The 14811-nt window shown below is 57.1% G+C and carries 13 protein-coding genes and 1 pseudogene; 10 read left to right on the forward strand and 4 right to left on the reverse strand.

What is annotated here, in order from left to right; all coding sequences use genetic code 11:
• Window positions 1-53 precede the first annotated feature (53 nt).
• Complete coding sequence (gene argA / locus H7698_RS07240; RefSeq protein WP_162438414.1) at window positions 54-1352, forward strand: amino-acid N-acetyltransferase; 1299 nt, start codon at window positions 54-56, stop codon at window positions 1350-1352.
• A 123-nt stretch (window positions 1353-1475) separates the two neighbouring features.
• Here argA and tauA read toward each other — a convergent pair whose 3' ends face one another.
• On the reverse strand, window positions 1476-2465 hold the full coding sequence (gene tauA, locus H7698_RS07245) for a taurine ABC transporter substrate-binding protein (RefSeq protein WP_194690978.1): 990 nt from the start codon (window positions 2463-2465) through the stop codon (window positions 1476-1478).
• A gap of 352 nt (window positions 2466-2817) precedes the next feature.
• Between tauA and H7698_RS07250 the strand changes: the two genes are divergently transcribed.
• The 9 genes from H7698_RS07250 to H7698_RS07290 all read left to right on the forward strand — a co-directional run bounded on the left by H7698_RS07250 (window position 2818) and on the right by H7698_RS07290 (window position 11744).
• The gene (locus tag H7698_RS07250) at window positions 2818-4146 is read left to right on the forward strand and encodes an OprD family porin (RefSeq protein WP_194690979.1); all 1329 of its coding nucleotides are present in this window, start codon (window positions 2818-2820) and stop codon (window positions 4144-4146) included.
• A gap of 372 nt (window positions 4147-4518) precedes the next feature.
• Window positions 4519-5880: an OprD family porin gene (locus H7698_RS07255; RefSeq protein WP_194690980.1), complete on the forward strand. Its 1362-nt coding sequence runs from the start codon at window positions 4519-4521 to the stop codon at window positions 5878-5880.
• Window positions 5881-6064: 184 nt separating this feature from the next.
• Entirely contained in the window at window positions 6065-6703 is a 639-nt protein-coding gene (locus tag H7698_RS07260; protein ID WP_162438410.1) for a peroxiredoxin, read from the forward strand.
• A 354-nt stretch (window positions 6704-7057) separates the two neighbouring features.
• A complete protein-coding gene (gene ssuE, locus H7698_RS07265) occupies window positions 7058-7651 on the forward strand; it encodes an NADPH-dependent FMN reductase (protein ID WP_194690981.1) in 594 nt (197 codons plus the stop codon).
• A gap of 89 nt (window positions 7652-7740) precedes the next feature.
• The gene (locus H7698_RS07270; RefSeq protein WP_194690982.1) at window positions 7741-8706 is read left to right on the forward strand and encodes a sulfonate ABC transporter substrate-binding protein; all 966 of its coding nucleotides are present in this window, start codon (window positions 7741-7743) and stop codon (window positions 8704-8706) included.
• A gap of 44 nt (window positions 8707-8750) precedes the next feature.
• On the forward strand, window positions 8751-9899 hold the full coding sequence (ssuD, locus tag H7698_RS07275; protein ID WP_194690983.1) for an FMNH2-dependent alkanesulfonate monooxygenase: 1149 nt from the start codon (window positions 8751-8753) through the stop codon (window positions 9897-9899).
• An 8-nt stretch (window positions 9900-9907) separates the two neighbouring features.
• Window positions 9908-10690 (forward strand): aliphatic sulfonate ABC transporter permease SsuC, encoded by a 783-nt coding sequence (gene ssuC / locus H7698_RS07280; RefSeq protein ID WP_194690984.1) that lies wholly within the window; start codon window positions 9908-9910, stop codon window positions 10688-10690.
• Window positions 10687-11493: an aliphatic sulfonates ABC transporter ATP-binding protein gene (gene ssuB, locus H7698_RS07285; protein WP_194690985.1), complete on the forward strand. Its 807-nt coding sequence runs from the start codon at window positions 10687-10689 to the stop codon at window positions 11491-11493. The genes ssuC and ssuB overlap by 4 nt, the downstream gene beginning before the upstream one ends.
• A 35-nt stretch (window positions 11494-11528) precedes the next feature.
• On the forward strand, window positions 11529-11744 hold the full coding sequence (locus H7698_RS07290; protein WP_003229256.1) for a TOBE domain-containing protein: 216 nt from the start codon (window positions 11529-11531) through the stop codon (window positions 11742-11744).
• Window positions 11745-11894: 150 nt separating this feature from the next.
• On the opposite strand, the gene H7698_RS07295 is transcribed toward H7698_RS07290, so the two are convergent.
• The 3 genes and pseudogenes from H7698_RS07295 to H7698_RS07305 all read right to left on the reverse strand — a co-directional run bounded on the left by H7698_RS07295 (window position 11895) and on the right by H7698_RS07305 (window position 14659).
• Entirely contained in the window at window positions 11895-12533 is a 639-nt protein-coding gene (locus H7698_RS07295; protein WP_162438404.1) for a TetR/AcrR family transcriptional regulator, read from the reverse strand.
• Between the two features lie 235 nt (window positions 12534-12768).
• Window positions 12769-12996: pseudogene (locus H7698_RS07300) on the reverse strand (glutamine synthetase); the annotation flags it as partial.
• A gap of 181 nt (window positions 12997-13177) precedes the next feature.
• A complete protein-coding gene (locus H7698_RS07305) occupies window positions 13178-14659 on the reverse strand; it encodes a hypothetical protein (RefSeq protein ID WP_194690986.1) in 1482 nt (493 codons plus the stop codon).
• Window positions 14660-14811 lie beyond the last annotated feature (152 nt).

The following is a 14811-nucleotide window of genomic DNA, read 5'->3' on the forward strand; positions in this document are numbered from 1 at the left end:
GCGTTTTCAGTTTCGCCCATTTTTTGGCTGCTATTTATTACAGGCCCAGGTTCATGCCCGAATACGTTAATTGGCTCCGTCACGCTTCGCCTTACATCAATGCCCACCGCGATTGCACCTTTGTCGTCATGCTGCCCGGCGATGGCGTTGAACACCCCAACTTCGGCAACATCGTCCACGACCTGGTGCTGTTGCACAGCCTGGGCGTGCGATTGGTGCTGGTCCACGGTTCCCGCCCACAGATCGAAACCCGCCTTGCCGCGCGTGGCCTGACGCCGCATTACCACCATGGGATGCGCATCACCGATGCCGCGACCCTTGAGTGTGTGATCGATGCCGTTGGTCAATTGCGCATCGCCATCGAGGCGCGGTTGTCCATGGACATGGCCTCATCGCCGATGCAGGGTTCACGTCTGCGGGTCGCCAGCGGGAATCTCGTCACGGCACGGCCGATCGGTGTACTGGAAGGCGTGGACTATCACCACACCGGCGAAGTGCGCCGGGTCGACCGCAAAGGCATCAATCGTCTGCTGGACGAGCGCTCCATCGTGCTGCTGTCGCCGCTGGGCTACTCGCCGACTGGCGAGATTTTCAACCTCGCTTGCGAAGACGTCGCGACGCGCGCGGCTATTGAGCTGGCCGCAGACAAGCTGCTGCTGTTCGGCGCCGATCTGGGCTTGATCGATGAAAACGGTCGTCTGGTGCGTGAATTGCGTCCACAACAAGTGCCGGCGCATCTGCAGCGTCTGGGCAGCAACTATCAGGCTGAGTTGCTCGATGCCGCCGCCGAGGCTTGCCGTGGCGGCGTGGCGCGCAGTCATATCGTCAGCTACGCCGAAGACGGTGCGCTGCTGACCGAACTGTTTACCCGGGACGGCGGCGGTACGCTGGTGGCCCAGGAGCAATTCGAGATCGTGCGCGAAGCGGCGATTGAAGACGTTGGCGGTTTGCTGGACCTGATCAGTCCGCTGGAAGAGCAGGGGATTCTGGTGCGTCGTTCCCGCGAGGTGCTGGAGCGCGAGATCGAGCAATTCAGCGTGGTCGAGCGCGAAGGCATGATCATCGCGTGCGCGGCGCTGTATCAGATTGCCGATTCGGATGCGGGAGAGTTGGCGTGTCTGGCGGTGAACCCGGAGTACCGTCATGGCGGTCGCGGTGATGAACTGCTGGAACGCATCGAAACCCGTGCCCGGGACCAGGGACTGAAAACCTTGTTCGTTCTCACGACCCGGACCGCTCACTGGTTCCGTGAACGGGGCTTTGTACCGAGCAGCGTAGAGCGCCTGCCCTCGGCGCGGGCGTCGCTGTACAACTATCAGCGTAATTCGAAGATCTTCGAAAAAACCCTCTGACGAAGTCGTGGAGGCAAGACTTGCTGTGGGAGCAAGGCTTGCCCGCGATGCAGGCGCCGGGATCTTCCGGTCGTACTGTATGGCGCAATCGCGAGCAAGCTTTGCTCCTACGGGTCGAGGGGGTTACTCGGTAACGTACTTCGAGCTGACGTATCCGGAGTAATCCGGCAGTACCGTTTCAACCTTTCCTTGTTCCTTCAAAAACTTCGCCGTCTCGCCAATTGCCTTGGCTGTGCCGCCATCCAGCAGCGCAGTGGTTTGTTGAGCCTTGGCGTCCGGGAACGCCGAGCCGGCCAGCAACTCCGGAACGTCGGCGGCATTGGCACCGGTCAGTTTGGCGATTTTTTGTACAGGCACCGAGTCAACCGTCCAGCTGTCTTTGTGCGCGGCATAATCAGCGAACGCGTCCAGGGTGACCTTGGCGAATTTCGCGATGACGTCAGGATGCTTCTCCGCGTAGTCCTTGCGTGCAACCCACACTTCGAAGGTCGGCGCGCCCCATTGGCCGACCTGTGCCGCATCCGTCAACGTCTTGCCGGTCTTGCGGATTTCACCCAAGGCCGGCGACCAGACGAACGCGCCGTCGATGTCACCCCGTTTCCAGGCGGCGGCGATTTCCGCGGGTTGCAGGTTCACCACTTTGACCTGCGATGTGTTCAGCCCCCAGTGTTTCAACGCGCCGAGCAAGCTGTAGTGGGATGTGGAAACGAATGGCGTGGCGATGGTCTTGCCGATCAAATCTTCCGGTTTGTTGATGCCGCTGCCGTTGCGTACGACCAACGCCTCAGCCGCATTGATCTGGGCAGAAACAATGAACGCCACGATCGGCAGGTTGCGCGAAGCAGCGGCCGCCAGCGGACTGGAGCCGAGGTTGCCGATCTGCACGTCACCGGACGCAATGGCGGTGACGACTTCAGGGCCGCTGTTGAAACGACGCCAGTCGATTTTCTGGCCGATGGTCTTCTCATAAACGCCATCCGCCTGAGGCACTTTGCTTGGGTCGATACCGGTCTGGTAGCCGACCGTGAGGTCCGCAGCCAAGGCGCTGAAAGAAAACAGCGTCGATACACAAACTGTAACAATTCGATTGGATAGTGCGCGCTTGATGGTCATGGCCGGGTCTTCGATGAGAGGAAATACGGATTTCCGTTAAATCTAATCGATCTAAAAAACAGCCAATAAATATCATTTAGGAATTAGCTTATAGGCTTGCTTTCACTGAGCCGCGCGCACTGCGCTCAATTCCTAAAAGATATAAAAAACCATCAGATGCTTCCTGTTGGATTTATGCACGACGCATCAATTAGCAGACACCGGATTTACGGGGATTAGACCATGGTCGTAGTCACATACGGTTACGATTGACTTGCAGGTCACGGTCTGGCGCTAATCGCAAATCCTAGGATCTCGGGCAATTGACCCAGGGCCAGGAATACAACAATTAGAAACGAGAGGAGCTTAAAAAATGAACAAGTCCACCTTGGCCCTGGCCGTGGCCGTAGGGGTAATGGCGCAGCAGGCAGGCGCCGCCGGTTTCATTGAGGACAGCAAGGCTTCCGTCAGTTCTCGCACCATGTATTACAACGCTGACACCCGCGAAGGCACTGCCAACGACCAACGTGAAACTGCTCAGGGCTTCAAATTCGATTACCAGTCGGGTTTCACTCAAGGCTCGGTCGGCTTCGGCTTTGACGCTCAGGCATTGGTGGGCATCCATCTGGACGGTGGTCGCGGCCATCACCCGGATAACAACTCATTCTTCCCCAGTGACACTGACGGTTCGGCATCCGATCCGTGGAGTCGCGTAGCCGGTAACGTCAAGGCACGCATCTCGAAAACCGAGGCCCACCTCGGTGGCGCCCTGCAACCGAACATGCCGGTACTGATCGCGAACGACAGTCGTCTGCTGCCACAGACCTTCGAAGGCGGCACCATCACCTCGAAGGAAATCGACAACGTCACGTTCAACGTCGGCCAGCTTGAGCATGCGGCGGGTCGCGCGTCGTCGAATACCACTGGCCTGGCGGTGGCTGGTGGTACAGAAGAAAGCAACAAATTCCAGTACGGCGGTGCGGACTGGAAGGTCACCAAAGACCTGATGCTGCAGTACTACTACGCGAATCTGGAAGACTACTACAAGCAGCACTTCCTGGGTCTGGTACACGTCTACCCAATCAGCGCCAACCAGTCGTTCAAGACTGACCTGCGTTATTTCGACAGCAGCTCCGACGGCAAGAACGGTGATGCGGGTTACCGCTTCAACAATAACGGCGGTTACGCGAAGAACCCGGGCGAGGTGGATAACCAGACCTGGAGTGCCATGTTCACCTATACCCTGGGTCCGAACGCTTTCTTGCTGGGTCATCAGCGTGTCAGCGATGACGGTGGTTTCGTCTACCTGAACCAGGGCAACGTAGTCGACGGCAACGGTCGCAACGAAGGCGCCGGCGGTGCCAGCTTCTACTCGTTCACCGACGCTATGATCAACGGCTTCGTGCGTGCAGGCGAGAACACGACATTCGGCCAGTACACCTTTGACTTCGCTTCCCTGGGTGTTCCAGGCCTGAAGGCCTCGGCGGCTTATCTGCGTGGTGAGGACATCAAGGCCACCAACGGCGTTGGCAAAGACCAGACCGAGTGGGAACGTGACCTGCGGGTGGATTATGTGATCCAGACCGGTGCACTCAAAGGATTTGGTACTACCCTGCGTCACGGGACCTACCGCGGCGATACCAATATTTCCGCACAAGACCAGACTCGTCTGATCTTCAACTACACGTATAGCTTCCTGTAATCGAATACGGGAAAAGCCCTGCCTCACGGCGGGGTTTTTTTCGGCTTTTTTTTATTATTCCAATTTGATCTTGTTATGGAATTTATTATTCTTTTTAGCTTTTAGTGCAAACCCCTAAAGTGCATCCCTCCGGGGCCGATAGAGGGTGTCCTGACGCTATTAAATGCCATGCTTTAATTCCGAAATGGCATGAAAAAGAATGAAATAAATTATTATCCGTTTACCATGCGGGCCCATTTTCCTTGGGCGAACGCCCGAGTTAGACGCATCAGAGCGTTGACCTGTGTTTTTGCGGTTTGCGGTCACCGTGCACTTCAGGATTCAGAGCATTCGATTCTGGACCGAAAAAATTAGAACGAGAGGAGCGAAACAATGAACAAGTCGACCTTGGCCCTGGCCGTGGCCGTAGGGGTTGTGGCGCAGCACGCAGGCGCCGCTGGTTTCATCGAAGACAGCAAGGCCACCTTGGGGCTGCGTAACTTCTACATCAACACGGATAACCGTGATTCTGCTGCCAGAACTGCTGCGGGCGTCCAGAGCAAGAACGAAGAGTGGGGCCAAGGCTTTGACCTGCGCTTCATCTCCGGCTACACCCAAGGTACTGTTGGTTTCGGTCTCGACGCTATCGGCCTGCTGGGTATCAAGCTGGATTCCGGTGGTGGTACCAACGGCGCGACGGCTACCTCTTATGGCGGCACCGTATTTCCAAGCAAGTCCAACGGCGAAGCGGTTGATAACTTCTCCAGCCTGGGCCTGACTGCCAAAGCCAAGATTTCCCAGACCGAACTGAAGCTGGGTACCTTGCAGCCGAAGAACCCGGTGATCGCGACCAACGACGGTCGTCTGTTGCCACAAACCTGGCAGGGCGGTCAGCTCACTTCCGCCGAGATCAAAGACCTGACGCTGGTTGGCGGTCAGATCGAAGCGGTGAAGGGTCGTAACTCGAGCAACAATGAGCAACTGTCGATTGGCGGCGCGAACAGCCCGACCATCAGCGGTCGCGACAGCAACAAGTTCATCTACGCCGGTGGTGACTACAAAATCACCAAAGACCTGACTGCCCAGTACTACTACGGCAACCTGGAAGACTTCTACAAGCAGCACTTCCTGGGTCTGGTCCACAACTGGGCAATCGGCCCGGGCGTTCTGAAGTCGGATTTCCGTTACTTCAACAGCTCTGATGATGGTGCCAATGGTAATACCCCTGCTTACTACAGCAGCGGTAACTACACCGGCTCCGCCAGCGGTCGCGGTAAAGTCGACAACAACCTGTACAGCGGCCTGTTCCTGTACACCGTTGCCGGCCATACATTCGGCGGCGGTTACCAGGTCAGCAACGGCAGCAGCGACTTCCCTTGGCTGAACCAGGGTGACGGTTCGTCGAACTACACCATCACCGACTCGCAGATCCAGAAGTTTGGCCGTGCCGGTGAGAAAACCTGGCAAGCACGCTACTCGTATGACTTCGCCAAGGTTGGCCTGCCAGGCGCAACTGCCGGCATCGTTTACCTGCGTGGCGACAACATCGACACCGTGGGTAGCAACGGCGCTGAAAACGGTTCGGGTCGCTCCGAGTGGGAACGCGACCTGACCCTGGCTTACGTAGTGCCAGAAGGTCCGCTGAAAAACCTCGGCCTGATGTGGAAAAACGCCAGCTGGCGCAACGACATCCCGGGTCAACGCGACCAGGATGAAAACCGCTTGATCGTCAGCTACTCGATCCCGCTGCTGTAATAGCGCTCGCGTTTCCTGACGAATAAAAAGCCCTGCCTGGCATTACGCCGGGCGGGGCTTTTTGCGTTTTTCAAACGGGAATTTATATGCTTTCAAGATCTAAACAAATCGATATTTATTCTTTTTAATGAATAAAAAACCCAGGCACAGTTGAGCTCATCAAGCACTCACCAGGAGCAGCACCATGAGCCTCAGACTTGGCGACATCGCCCCCGATTTCGAACAGGATTCCAGCGCCGGCACCATTCGCTTCCACGAATGGCTGGGTGATAGTTGGGGCGTGCTGTTCTCCCATCCGGCGGACTTCACCCCGGTGTGCACGACCGAGCTGGGCTTCACCGCCAAGTTGAAAGACGAGTTCGCCCAGCGCGGCGTCAAGGCCATCGCGCTGTCAGTGGACCCTGTGGACTCACACCACAAATGGATCGAGGACATCAACGAGACCCAAAATACCCTCGTGAACTTCCCGATTCTTGCCGACGCGGACCGCAAGGTGTCGGACCTTTACGACCTGATCCATCCGAATGCCAACGACACACTGACCGTGCGCTCGCTGTTCGTGATCGACCCGAACAAAAAAGTGCGACTGACCATCACCTACCCGGCGAGCACCGGTCGCAACTTCCATGAAATCCTGCGGGTCATCGACTCGCTGCAACTCACCGATAACTACAAAGTCGCGACCCCGGCCAACTGGCAGGACGGTGATGAAGTGGTGATCGTGCCGTCGCTCAAGGACGAAGATGAGATCAGGAAACGCTTTCCCAAGGGCTATCGCGCGGTGAAGCCGTACCTGCGACTGACGCCGCAACCGAACAGGTAAATATCTGCAGCGCTGCTGATATCGGCATCGCGGGCAAGCCCGCTCCCACAGTGGATTGGGGTGAATCACAGATATTTGGCAATCCACACACCTCTGTGGGAGCGGGCTTGCCCGCGAAGGCGATCTACCAGACGCCACAGCACCAGGATTGAACAGCATCCATCAAGCAGGGGATTTCGGGCCGTTTCGACGGCCTTTTTTTTCGTCTGGCTTTAGTGTTTCTGTATATCTCTTAATAGCATAACCAAATGAATAAATATGATTTATAGATATAACAATCGCCTGTTAAGGTCACCCCCATCAAAGCGAGATCGCACACTGTGAATCGCCAATAACGCTCAAGGAATCATCCGAATGCTGGTCGTCTCACTCGGTGGCAGTCCGAGCCAACGCTCCCGTTCCGGGGTGCTGCTGAACCGCTCTCAACGTTGGTTGCAGGAGCAGGGTGTGGAAGTGGTGAGTTACCAGGTACGGGACTTCCCGGCCGAAGACTTGCTGCACGCACGCTTCGACAGCCCGAAGGTGATCGACCTGCTGCAACAGATTGAAAACGCCGACGGCCTGTGGATCGCCACACCGGTCTACAAGGCATCGTTTTCCGGTGCGTTGAAGACCGTATTGGATCTGCTGCCCGAACGCGCCCTGGCCCATAAAGTGGTGTTGCCGATGGCCACGGGCGGCAGCATCGCTCACATGCTGGCGGTGGACTACGCGCTCAAGCCGGTGCTTTCCGCGTTGAAAGCCCAGGAAATGCCCCACGGAATTTTCGCCGAAGACAGCCAGATCGCTTACGGCGAAGGCAGCGCTCAGGCGCAGCTGGCACCGGAACTGGAACAGCGCCTGAATGAGTCGCTGGAACTGTTTTTCAGCGCCATGGCGCGACGCCCGAAGCCCATTGATCCGAACTTGCTGAATGAACGTTTGTTGAGTGCTCGCTGGAGCATTTAAGCCCCATCTGAATTTGATGTACTCACCTTACTCAGCCGCTAACGGCCAAGCAGGTGCAGCCAAAACCCAACTGCAAAAAGGAGAGCGCTATGCGCACTGTCATTTTGCGTCGTGGTCTGGTCGCTCTGTTTGCTGCGGCTGTTACCTTCGGCGCCATTACTCAAGCTCAGGCCGAGACGCTTCGCATCGGTTATCAGAAGTACGGCACCCTGGTGCTGCTCAAAGCCAAAGGCACGCTTGAAAAACGCCTCGCGGCCCAAGGTGTGGACGTGCAATGGACTGAATTTCCCGGCGGCCCGCAGCTGCTTGAAGGGCTGAACGTCGGCTCCATCGACTTCGGCGTGACGGGCGAAACCCCGCCGGTTTTCGCCCAGGCTGCCGGTGCTGATCTGCTCTACGTCGCCTATGAACCACCAGCGCCGCACAGTGAAGCGATCCTGGTGCCGAAAGATTCGCCGATCAAATCGGTGCAGGACCTCAAGGGTAAGAAAGTCGTCCTGAACAAAGGCTCCAACGTCCACTACCTGCTGGTTCGTGCACTCGAAGACGCCGGCCTCAAATACACCGACATCCAGACCGTATTCCTGCCGCCTGCCGACGCCCGCGCTGCGTTCGAGCGTGGCAGTGTCGATGCCTGGGTGATCTGGGACCCGTACCAGGCCGCTGCTGAACAGCAACTGCAAGCGCGCACCCTGCGTGATGGTCAAGGCATCGTCGACAACCATCAGTTCTACCTCGCGACCAAGCCTTATGCACAGAAAAATCCTGAGGTGATCAAGACCCTCGTGGAAGAAGTGCGCGCCGTCGGCGAGTGGTCCAAAGCCAATCCTGAAGACGTGACCAAACAGGTTTCGCCACTGCTCGGCTTGCCGGCAGACATCACCCTGACCTCGGTGAAACGCCAGGGCTACGGCGCCTTGTTCCTGACCCCGGAAGTGGTCGCGGCTCAACAGAAAATCGCCGACAGCTTCTATCAGCTCAAGCTGATTCCCAAGCCGTTGAGCATCAAAGACGTGATCTGGACGCCACCGGCGGCCGTTGCCAAAGCCCAGTAACCCACGCACAGAAACTTAAGCCGATTCCCCAAGGAGACCACTCCATGAGCCTCAATATCTTCTGGTTCCTGCCTACCCACGGCGACGGCCATTACCTTGGCACCGCTGAAGGCGCTCGCGCCGTTGACCACGGTTACCTGCAGCAAGTCGCTCAGGCGGCGGACCGGCTGGGCTTCGGCGGGGTGCTGATTCCTACCGGTCGCTCCTGCGAAGATTCGTGGCTGGTGGCCGCGTCGCTGATTCCGGTGACCCAGCGTCTGAAATTCCTCGTCGCCCTGCGCCCCGGGATCATTTCCCCGACGGTGGCGGCGCGACAGGCTGCCACGCTGGATCGCCTGTCCGGCGGTCGTGCGCTGTTCAACCTGGTGACTGGCGGCGATCCGGAAGAATTGGCCGGCGATGGTCTGTTCCTCAGCCATGAAGAGCGTTATCAGGCTTCGGTGGAATTCACCCGTATCTGGCGTCGAGTGCTGGAAGGCGAAACCGTCGATTACGACGGTCAGCACATCAGCGTGAAAGGCGCCAAATTGCTCTATCCGCCGATCCAGCAACCGCGTCCACCGCTGTACTTCGGTGGCTCGTCGGAAGCGGCACAAGACCTCGCCGCAGAACAGGTCGAAATGGTGCTGACCTGGGGCGAGCCACCGGCCGCCGTTGCCGAGAAGATCGAACAGGTGCGCGCCAAAGCCGCCAGGCTCGGTCGGACCGTGCGCTTCGGTATTCGTCTGCATGTGATTGTTCGTGAAACCAATGCCCAAGCCTGGCAAGCAGCTGACCGCCTGATCTCACACCTGGATGACGAAACCATTGCCCGCGCTCAGGCTTCGCTCTCGCGTTTTGATTCGGTCGGCCAGCAGCGCATGGCCGCCCTGCACGGCGGCAGTCGCGACAACCTGGAAGTCAGCCCTAACCTCTGGGCCGGTGTTGGCCTGGTGCGTGGCGGGGCCGGCACGGCGCTGGTCGGTGATGGTCCGACCGTGGCCGCTCGCGTGAAGGAATACGCGGACCTGGGCATCGATACGTTCATCTTCTCCGGTTATCCACACCTGGAAGAATCCTACCGGGTCGCGGAATTGTTATTCCCGCACCTGGACATCGAGCGTCCGCAGGCGCCTCAGGGTGCCAACTACGTCAGCCCGTTTGGCGAGATGGTGGCCAACGATATCCTCCCTAAAGCCGCGTCCCAGAGCTGAGGCGCGCCATGAAGAAAATTATCCACAACCTGGCGCCCTGGGCGTTGCCGGTGTTGCTGCTGGCGGTATGGCAGTTGTCGGTGTCGGCGGGCTGGTTATCGACGCGGATTCTGCCGGCGCCCATTGCCGTCATCGAAGCCGGCGTGAGCCTGGTTCGCAGTGGCGAAATCTGGACGCATCTGGCGATCAGCGGCTGGCGTGCGGCGCTGGGCTTCACCATTGGCGGCAGCATCGGCCTGGTGCTGGGTTTCATCACCGGCCTGTCGAAATGGGGTGAGCGCCTGCTCGACAGTTCGGTGCAGATGATCCGCAACGTGCCACATCTGGCGCTGATTCCGCTGGTGATCCTGTGGTTCGGCATTGACGAGTCGGCGAAGATTTTCCTGGTGGCGTTGGGCACGTTGTTCCCGATCTACCTCAACACCTATCACGGTATCCGCAACGTCGACCCGGCGCTGGTGGAGATGGCGCGCAGTTATGGCTTGTCGGGTTTCAGCCTGTTCCGCCAGGTGATCCTGCCGGGCGCATTGCCTTCGATTCTGGTCGGCGTGCGCTTCGCCCTGGGCTTCATGTGGTTGACGTTGATCGTGGCAGAAACCATTTCCGCCAGCTCCGGTATTGGCTACCTGGCCATGAATGCCCGGGAATTCTTGCAGACTGACGTGGTGGTGCTGGCGATTCTGTTGTACGCGGTGCTTGGCAAACTCGCTGACCTCGCGGCCCGTGGACTTGAACGTGTCTGGCTGCGCTGGCACCCGGCCTATCAGGTCCATAAAGGAGGCGCCGCATGACTGCTCAACAACCACCACGCCTGCTGCGCGGTATTCCGCTGGCGGTGCGCAAGCTGCAGAAAACCTTCGGTTCGCGGCAAGTATTGCGCGAGATCGACCTGCACATACCGGCAGGTCAGTTTGTGGCCGTGGTCGGTCGCAGCGGCTGCGGTAAAAGCACCTTGCTGCGACTGCTCGCCGGTCTCGACAAGCCTACCGGTGGTGAGCTGCTGGCAGGCTCCGCACCGCTGAGCGATGCACGGGAAGACACTCGATTGATGTTCCAGGAAGCGCGTCTGCTGCCATGGAGGAAGGTGATTGATAACGTCGGCCTCGGGCTGAGAGGCAACTGGCGGCCGCAGGCACTGGAAGCCCTGGAGTCGGTGGGCCTGGCGGACCGCGCCAATGAGTGGCCGGCGGCCCTGTCCGGTGGTCAGAAGCAACGTGTGGCACTGGCCCGTGCGCTGATCCATCAACCGCGTTTGCTGTTGCTGGACGAACCCTTGGGCGCACTGGATGCGCTGACGCGAATTGAAATGCAGCAACTGATCGAGCGGCTCTGGCAGAAGCATGGATTCACTGTGCTGCTCGTCACCCATGACGTCAGTGAAGCGGTGGCGATTGCCGAACGGGTGATCCTGATCGAAGACGGTGAAGTCGGCCTCGACCTGCATGTGGAACTGCCGCGACCTCGCGTCCGCGGCTCCCATCGGCTGGCGGCGCTGGAAACCGAAGTCCTCAATCGTGTGCTCGCACTGCCCGGCGAACCGCCGGAACCGGAACCCGTTTCACCATTGCCCACGCAACTGCGCTGGGCGCAATAACTCACATTTCACCTCAACTGACAGGAATCAACATCATGACTATTAAAGCCATCAACGTTCGTAACCAGTTCAAAGGCTCGATCAAGGAAATCGTGCTGGGTGACGTGCTGTCGGAAATCGACGTGCAGACAGCGTCGGGCATTGTCACGTCGGTGATCACCACGCGCTCCGTGAAAGAGCTGGAGCTGGTGGTCGGCAGCGAAGTGATCGCGTTCGTTAAATCCACCGAGGTGTCGATCGCCAAGTTGTAAGGGTGTCGGCAGTCAGTGAGATCGGCAGCGCGGCCATCGCGAGCAGGCTCACTCCTACAGGGGATTTTGTCGAGCACAAATGTTGTGTTCGCCTCAGATCAAATGTAGAAGTGAGCCTGCTCGCGATGGGGTCAGTGAGGCGGATGAATTTCAGGCAAGTACAGCGCGCTTGTGCAGATACGGCGGCAAATACAGCCCCAGATACGCATCAAACACCCGCATCCCTTCCTCAGCCATGCGCGGGGTGATCTGCCCATGCTGCTGCACCGAGCGGGCATACACCCGATCCCCCAGCTCCATCGCCAGTGCAAACACATCGACATCGGTGGGCAACTTCGGCAGCTCGAAGTGATGGTCGAACAGCTTGTGCATCAGGTCGCCGAGTTCGATGTCGTGCTGACGGTCAGCCTGGGTGACTTCGGTCAAGCCGTGTTGCGCGAGGATCAACTGGCGCGCGGCGGCGTCTTCGTCGTAGATCGCGAGCATGCGTTGTTCCACCAGCCGTGACAGGTCCCGCCAGCCGTTGAGGGCCTGGTGGTCGATGGGCTCCTGCAGGCAGGCTCGGAAGGCGGCGTGAACGTCCGCGGTCAACGCTTCGAGCAGGGCCGGGACGCTGGCGAAGAAGTGGTACACGGAAGAGGGCGGGATTTCTGCGCGATCGGCAACGCTGTAAATCGACAAGCTGGCCACGCCCTCGGCGGCCAGCAGCGTACGTGCGGCATCGAGGATCGAATCGATCCGCGCCTGGCTGCGTGCGCGGGGTTTGCGGATGGTGGCGGGGCGCGTCATTGAAGTCCTCCTGCGGGGCAGCGGGCATTGTACGCAGAGCGGGCAGATGTTCCATATCCCCTGTGGCGAGGGGATTTATCCCCGTTGGGTCGCGAAGCGGCCCCGAAGTCTGTATTACGTCATGAGGTTTTGCGACTGCTTCGCAGCCGAACGGGGATAAATCCCCTCGCCACAGGGCCATAAAAAAAACGCCGCTGGCTGTGAGACCGGCGGCGTTCTTGTTTGCTGCAACCACTTAAACGGTATGCAGGTACCAGTTGTACTCAAGGTCGGAGATGGAGTGTTCGAACTCCTCCAGCTCACTTTCCTTACAAGCCACGAAGATATCGATGTATTTCGGATCGATGTACTTGGCCATGACTTCGCTGTCGTCCAGCTCGCGCAGGGCATCACGCAGGTTGTTCGGCATGCTTTGCTCGTTCTGCTCGTAGGAGTTGCCTTCCACCGGCGCGCCAGTTTGGATATTGGCAAACTTAATCATTTGCCTGAATAAATCGACGTCAGCGCTTCTCTCAAGTAGCTCGCTCAGTGTGATAGCAGGGTGGGTCATCGTGGTTCTATCGGTTCCGGTAAGTCTTCGCAAACTTGAACTTAACCAAAAAACACAGTGACCCACCTTCGTCGCAAAACGCCTTCGGCTGGCCTCACGCGACCGGGGAAGTCCCGTTTCGCCTACTTTCAGTTACAATACGCATAGTTATAAGGTCAGTTGCCTCATTTTCAAAGCTCTTCCACAAAACATCATCGTTCAGTAGCTCTGTCTTGAGCTTGCTCATTTTTTCATAGTAGTTCATGTTTTGGCCCCCTATATGTATGTCGAAGAACTCCTCCAAAGCGAACTCAAATGGCGTCGGAACGTTATCAAGGTGGGTGGCAATGTTTTGCCTGAATTCATAATAGGTTTTGTCGTAAATCCTGATCTGATCTTCAAGTGCGGTGTTGTTAGAGTTAAGGATATTACTGTCTACACCGGTGTAAAGTGGATCACCGAATCCGGCAGAGTGTATTAGTTCGTGAACTATCATGTGTGTCAATAGAAGCGGATAGCGGATCAGGTTTGTCAAGTGGGTAGTAAATACTAATGGTACTTGTGGGCTTTCTATCAAAGCAGGCAGAGGGGGCGGATTTATTGCGTAAGTTGTTGGGCGATTTGCAGCCTTGTCCTTGTCTAATCCTGCCTCGCTTTGCTCCATTAGTACGTATTGGATGCATTGTCGAGAAAAACTATTTGCATGGCATGGATTTTCTGCCAGTTCAATCAAGAAATCTATTAATGTCAGATTGCCGATATACGAATCTCTACTTTCAAAGTCAGCCTGATTGACATTCATTTCAGAGAGTAGGTTAGTGTATACGGTGTCGGTTGCAAGACCGCGTTCCGAGGACGTTAAATTGGTTGTTTGTTCAAGCATCCATCCGGTGAAAGCTTTCAGGTATTCCCCCGATCCGCCTTCGCTCACTGGCGGCAAGGGGATGTCGCAATTTTCTACGCACTCATCCCGAAAGCTTTTCAAATAGGAAACTGCGTCTTTACGACCTTGCTCGAGAGCATTGAATATCTCTGGAAATTTTATTTGTATCTCGCTGTCACGGGCCACCTCATGCCCGTCTATGTCATCTACTGCAAGTTGGATAAAAAATTCATTAATAGACTCTCGAGTGATGTTCGATGCAGCACCTACATTAATTTCTTGACCAAGCCAATTCTTTAAGTTTAATACTGGACCCACCCAATCATCATGACCGATCAGCGGTTCAGCCCTCGGAAATTGAGCGAGATTGTTCTCGCGTATAGCTCCAGGGTTGGTTGTCCCTGAGCCAGATAAATATCGGATCGCAATCGGGATGCCCAGAAGCATTCCTATCCCTGCCACGATGCCAGTCGCTTTGGCGCACGTTATAAGCCTGCTCTTAATCGAGGATTCAGCGGTGCTGTTGGTTCTCGGCTCCTCCACATTTTGAATGTCTCTCGTCCGAGATGTTCCCATCGGCTGCAATTCGAACTCAGTTGGCGTGTTGCGGGCGTCATTGAGTGAAGACGCAGTTCTTGAAGGGGGTCTATTTGTCTCGTCAACAATGTGGTATTTGCAACTTTGCAGTGCTGGTGAGTTGACTGCGATTGGCATGCTTGCTCCTTTAACCTTTTACATGTGGAAATTCACCGAGTTACTTCACAATATTTAAGTAACCGTCTGCTGCGTCGATCAAGTATCGCGCACCGCTAGCAGCATGCTGCTCAATTCGACACCGAAGCCCTGAACAGCAGAAATAGCCGTAG

Source organism: Pseudomonas sp. p50(2008), from assembly GCF_015351605.1.
Classification (GTDB): Bacteria; Pseudomonadota; Gammaproteobacteria; order Pseudomonadales; family Pseudomonadaceae; genus Aquipseudomonas.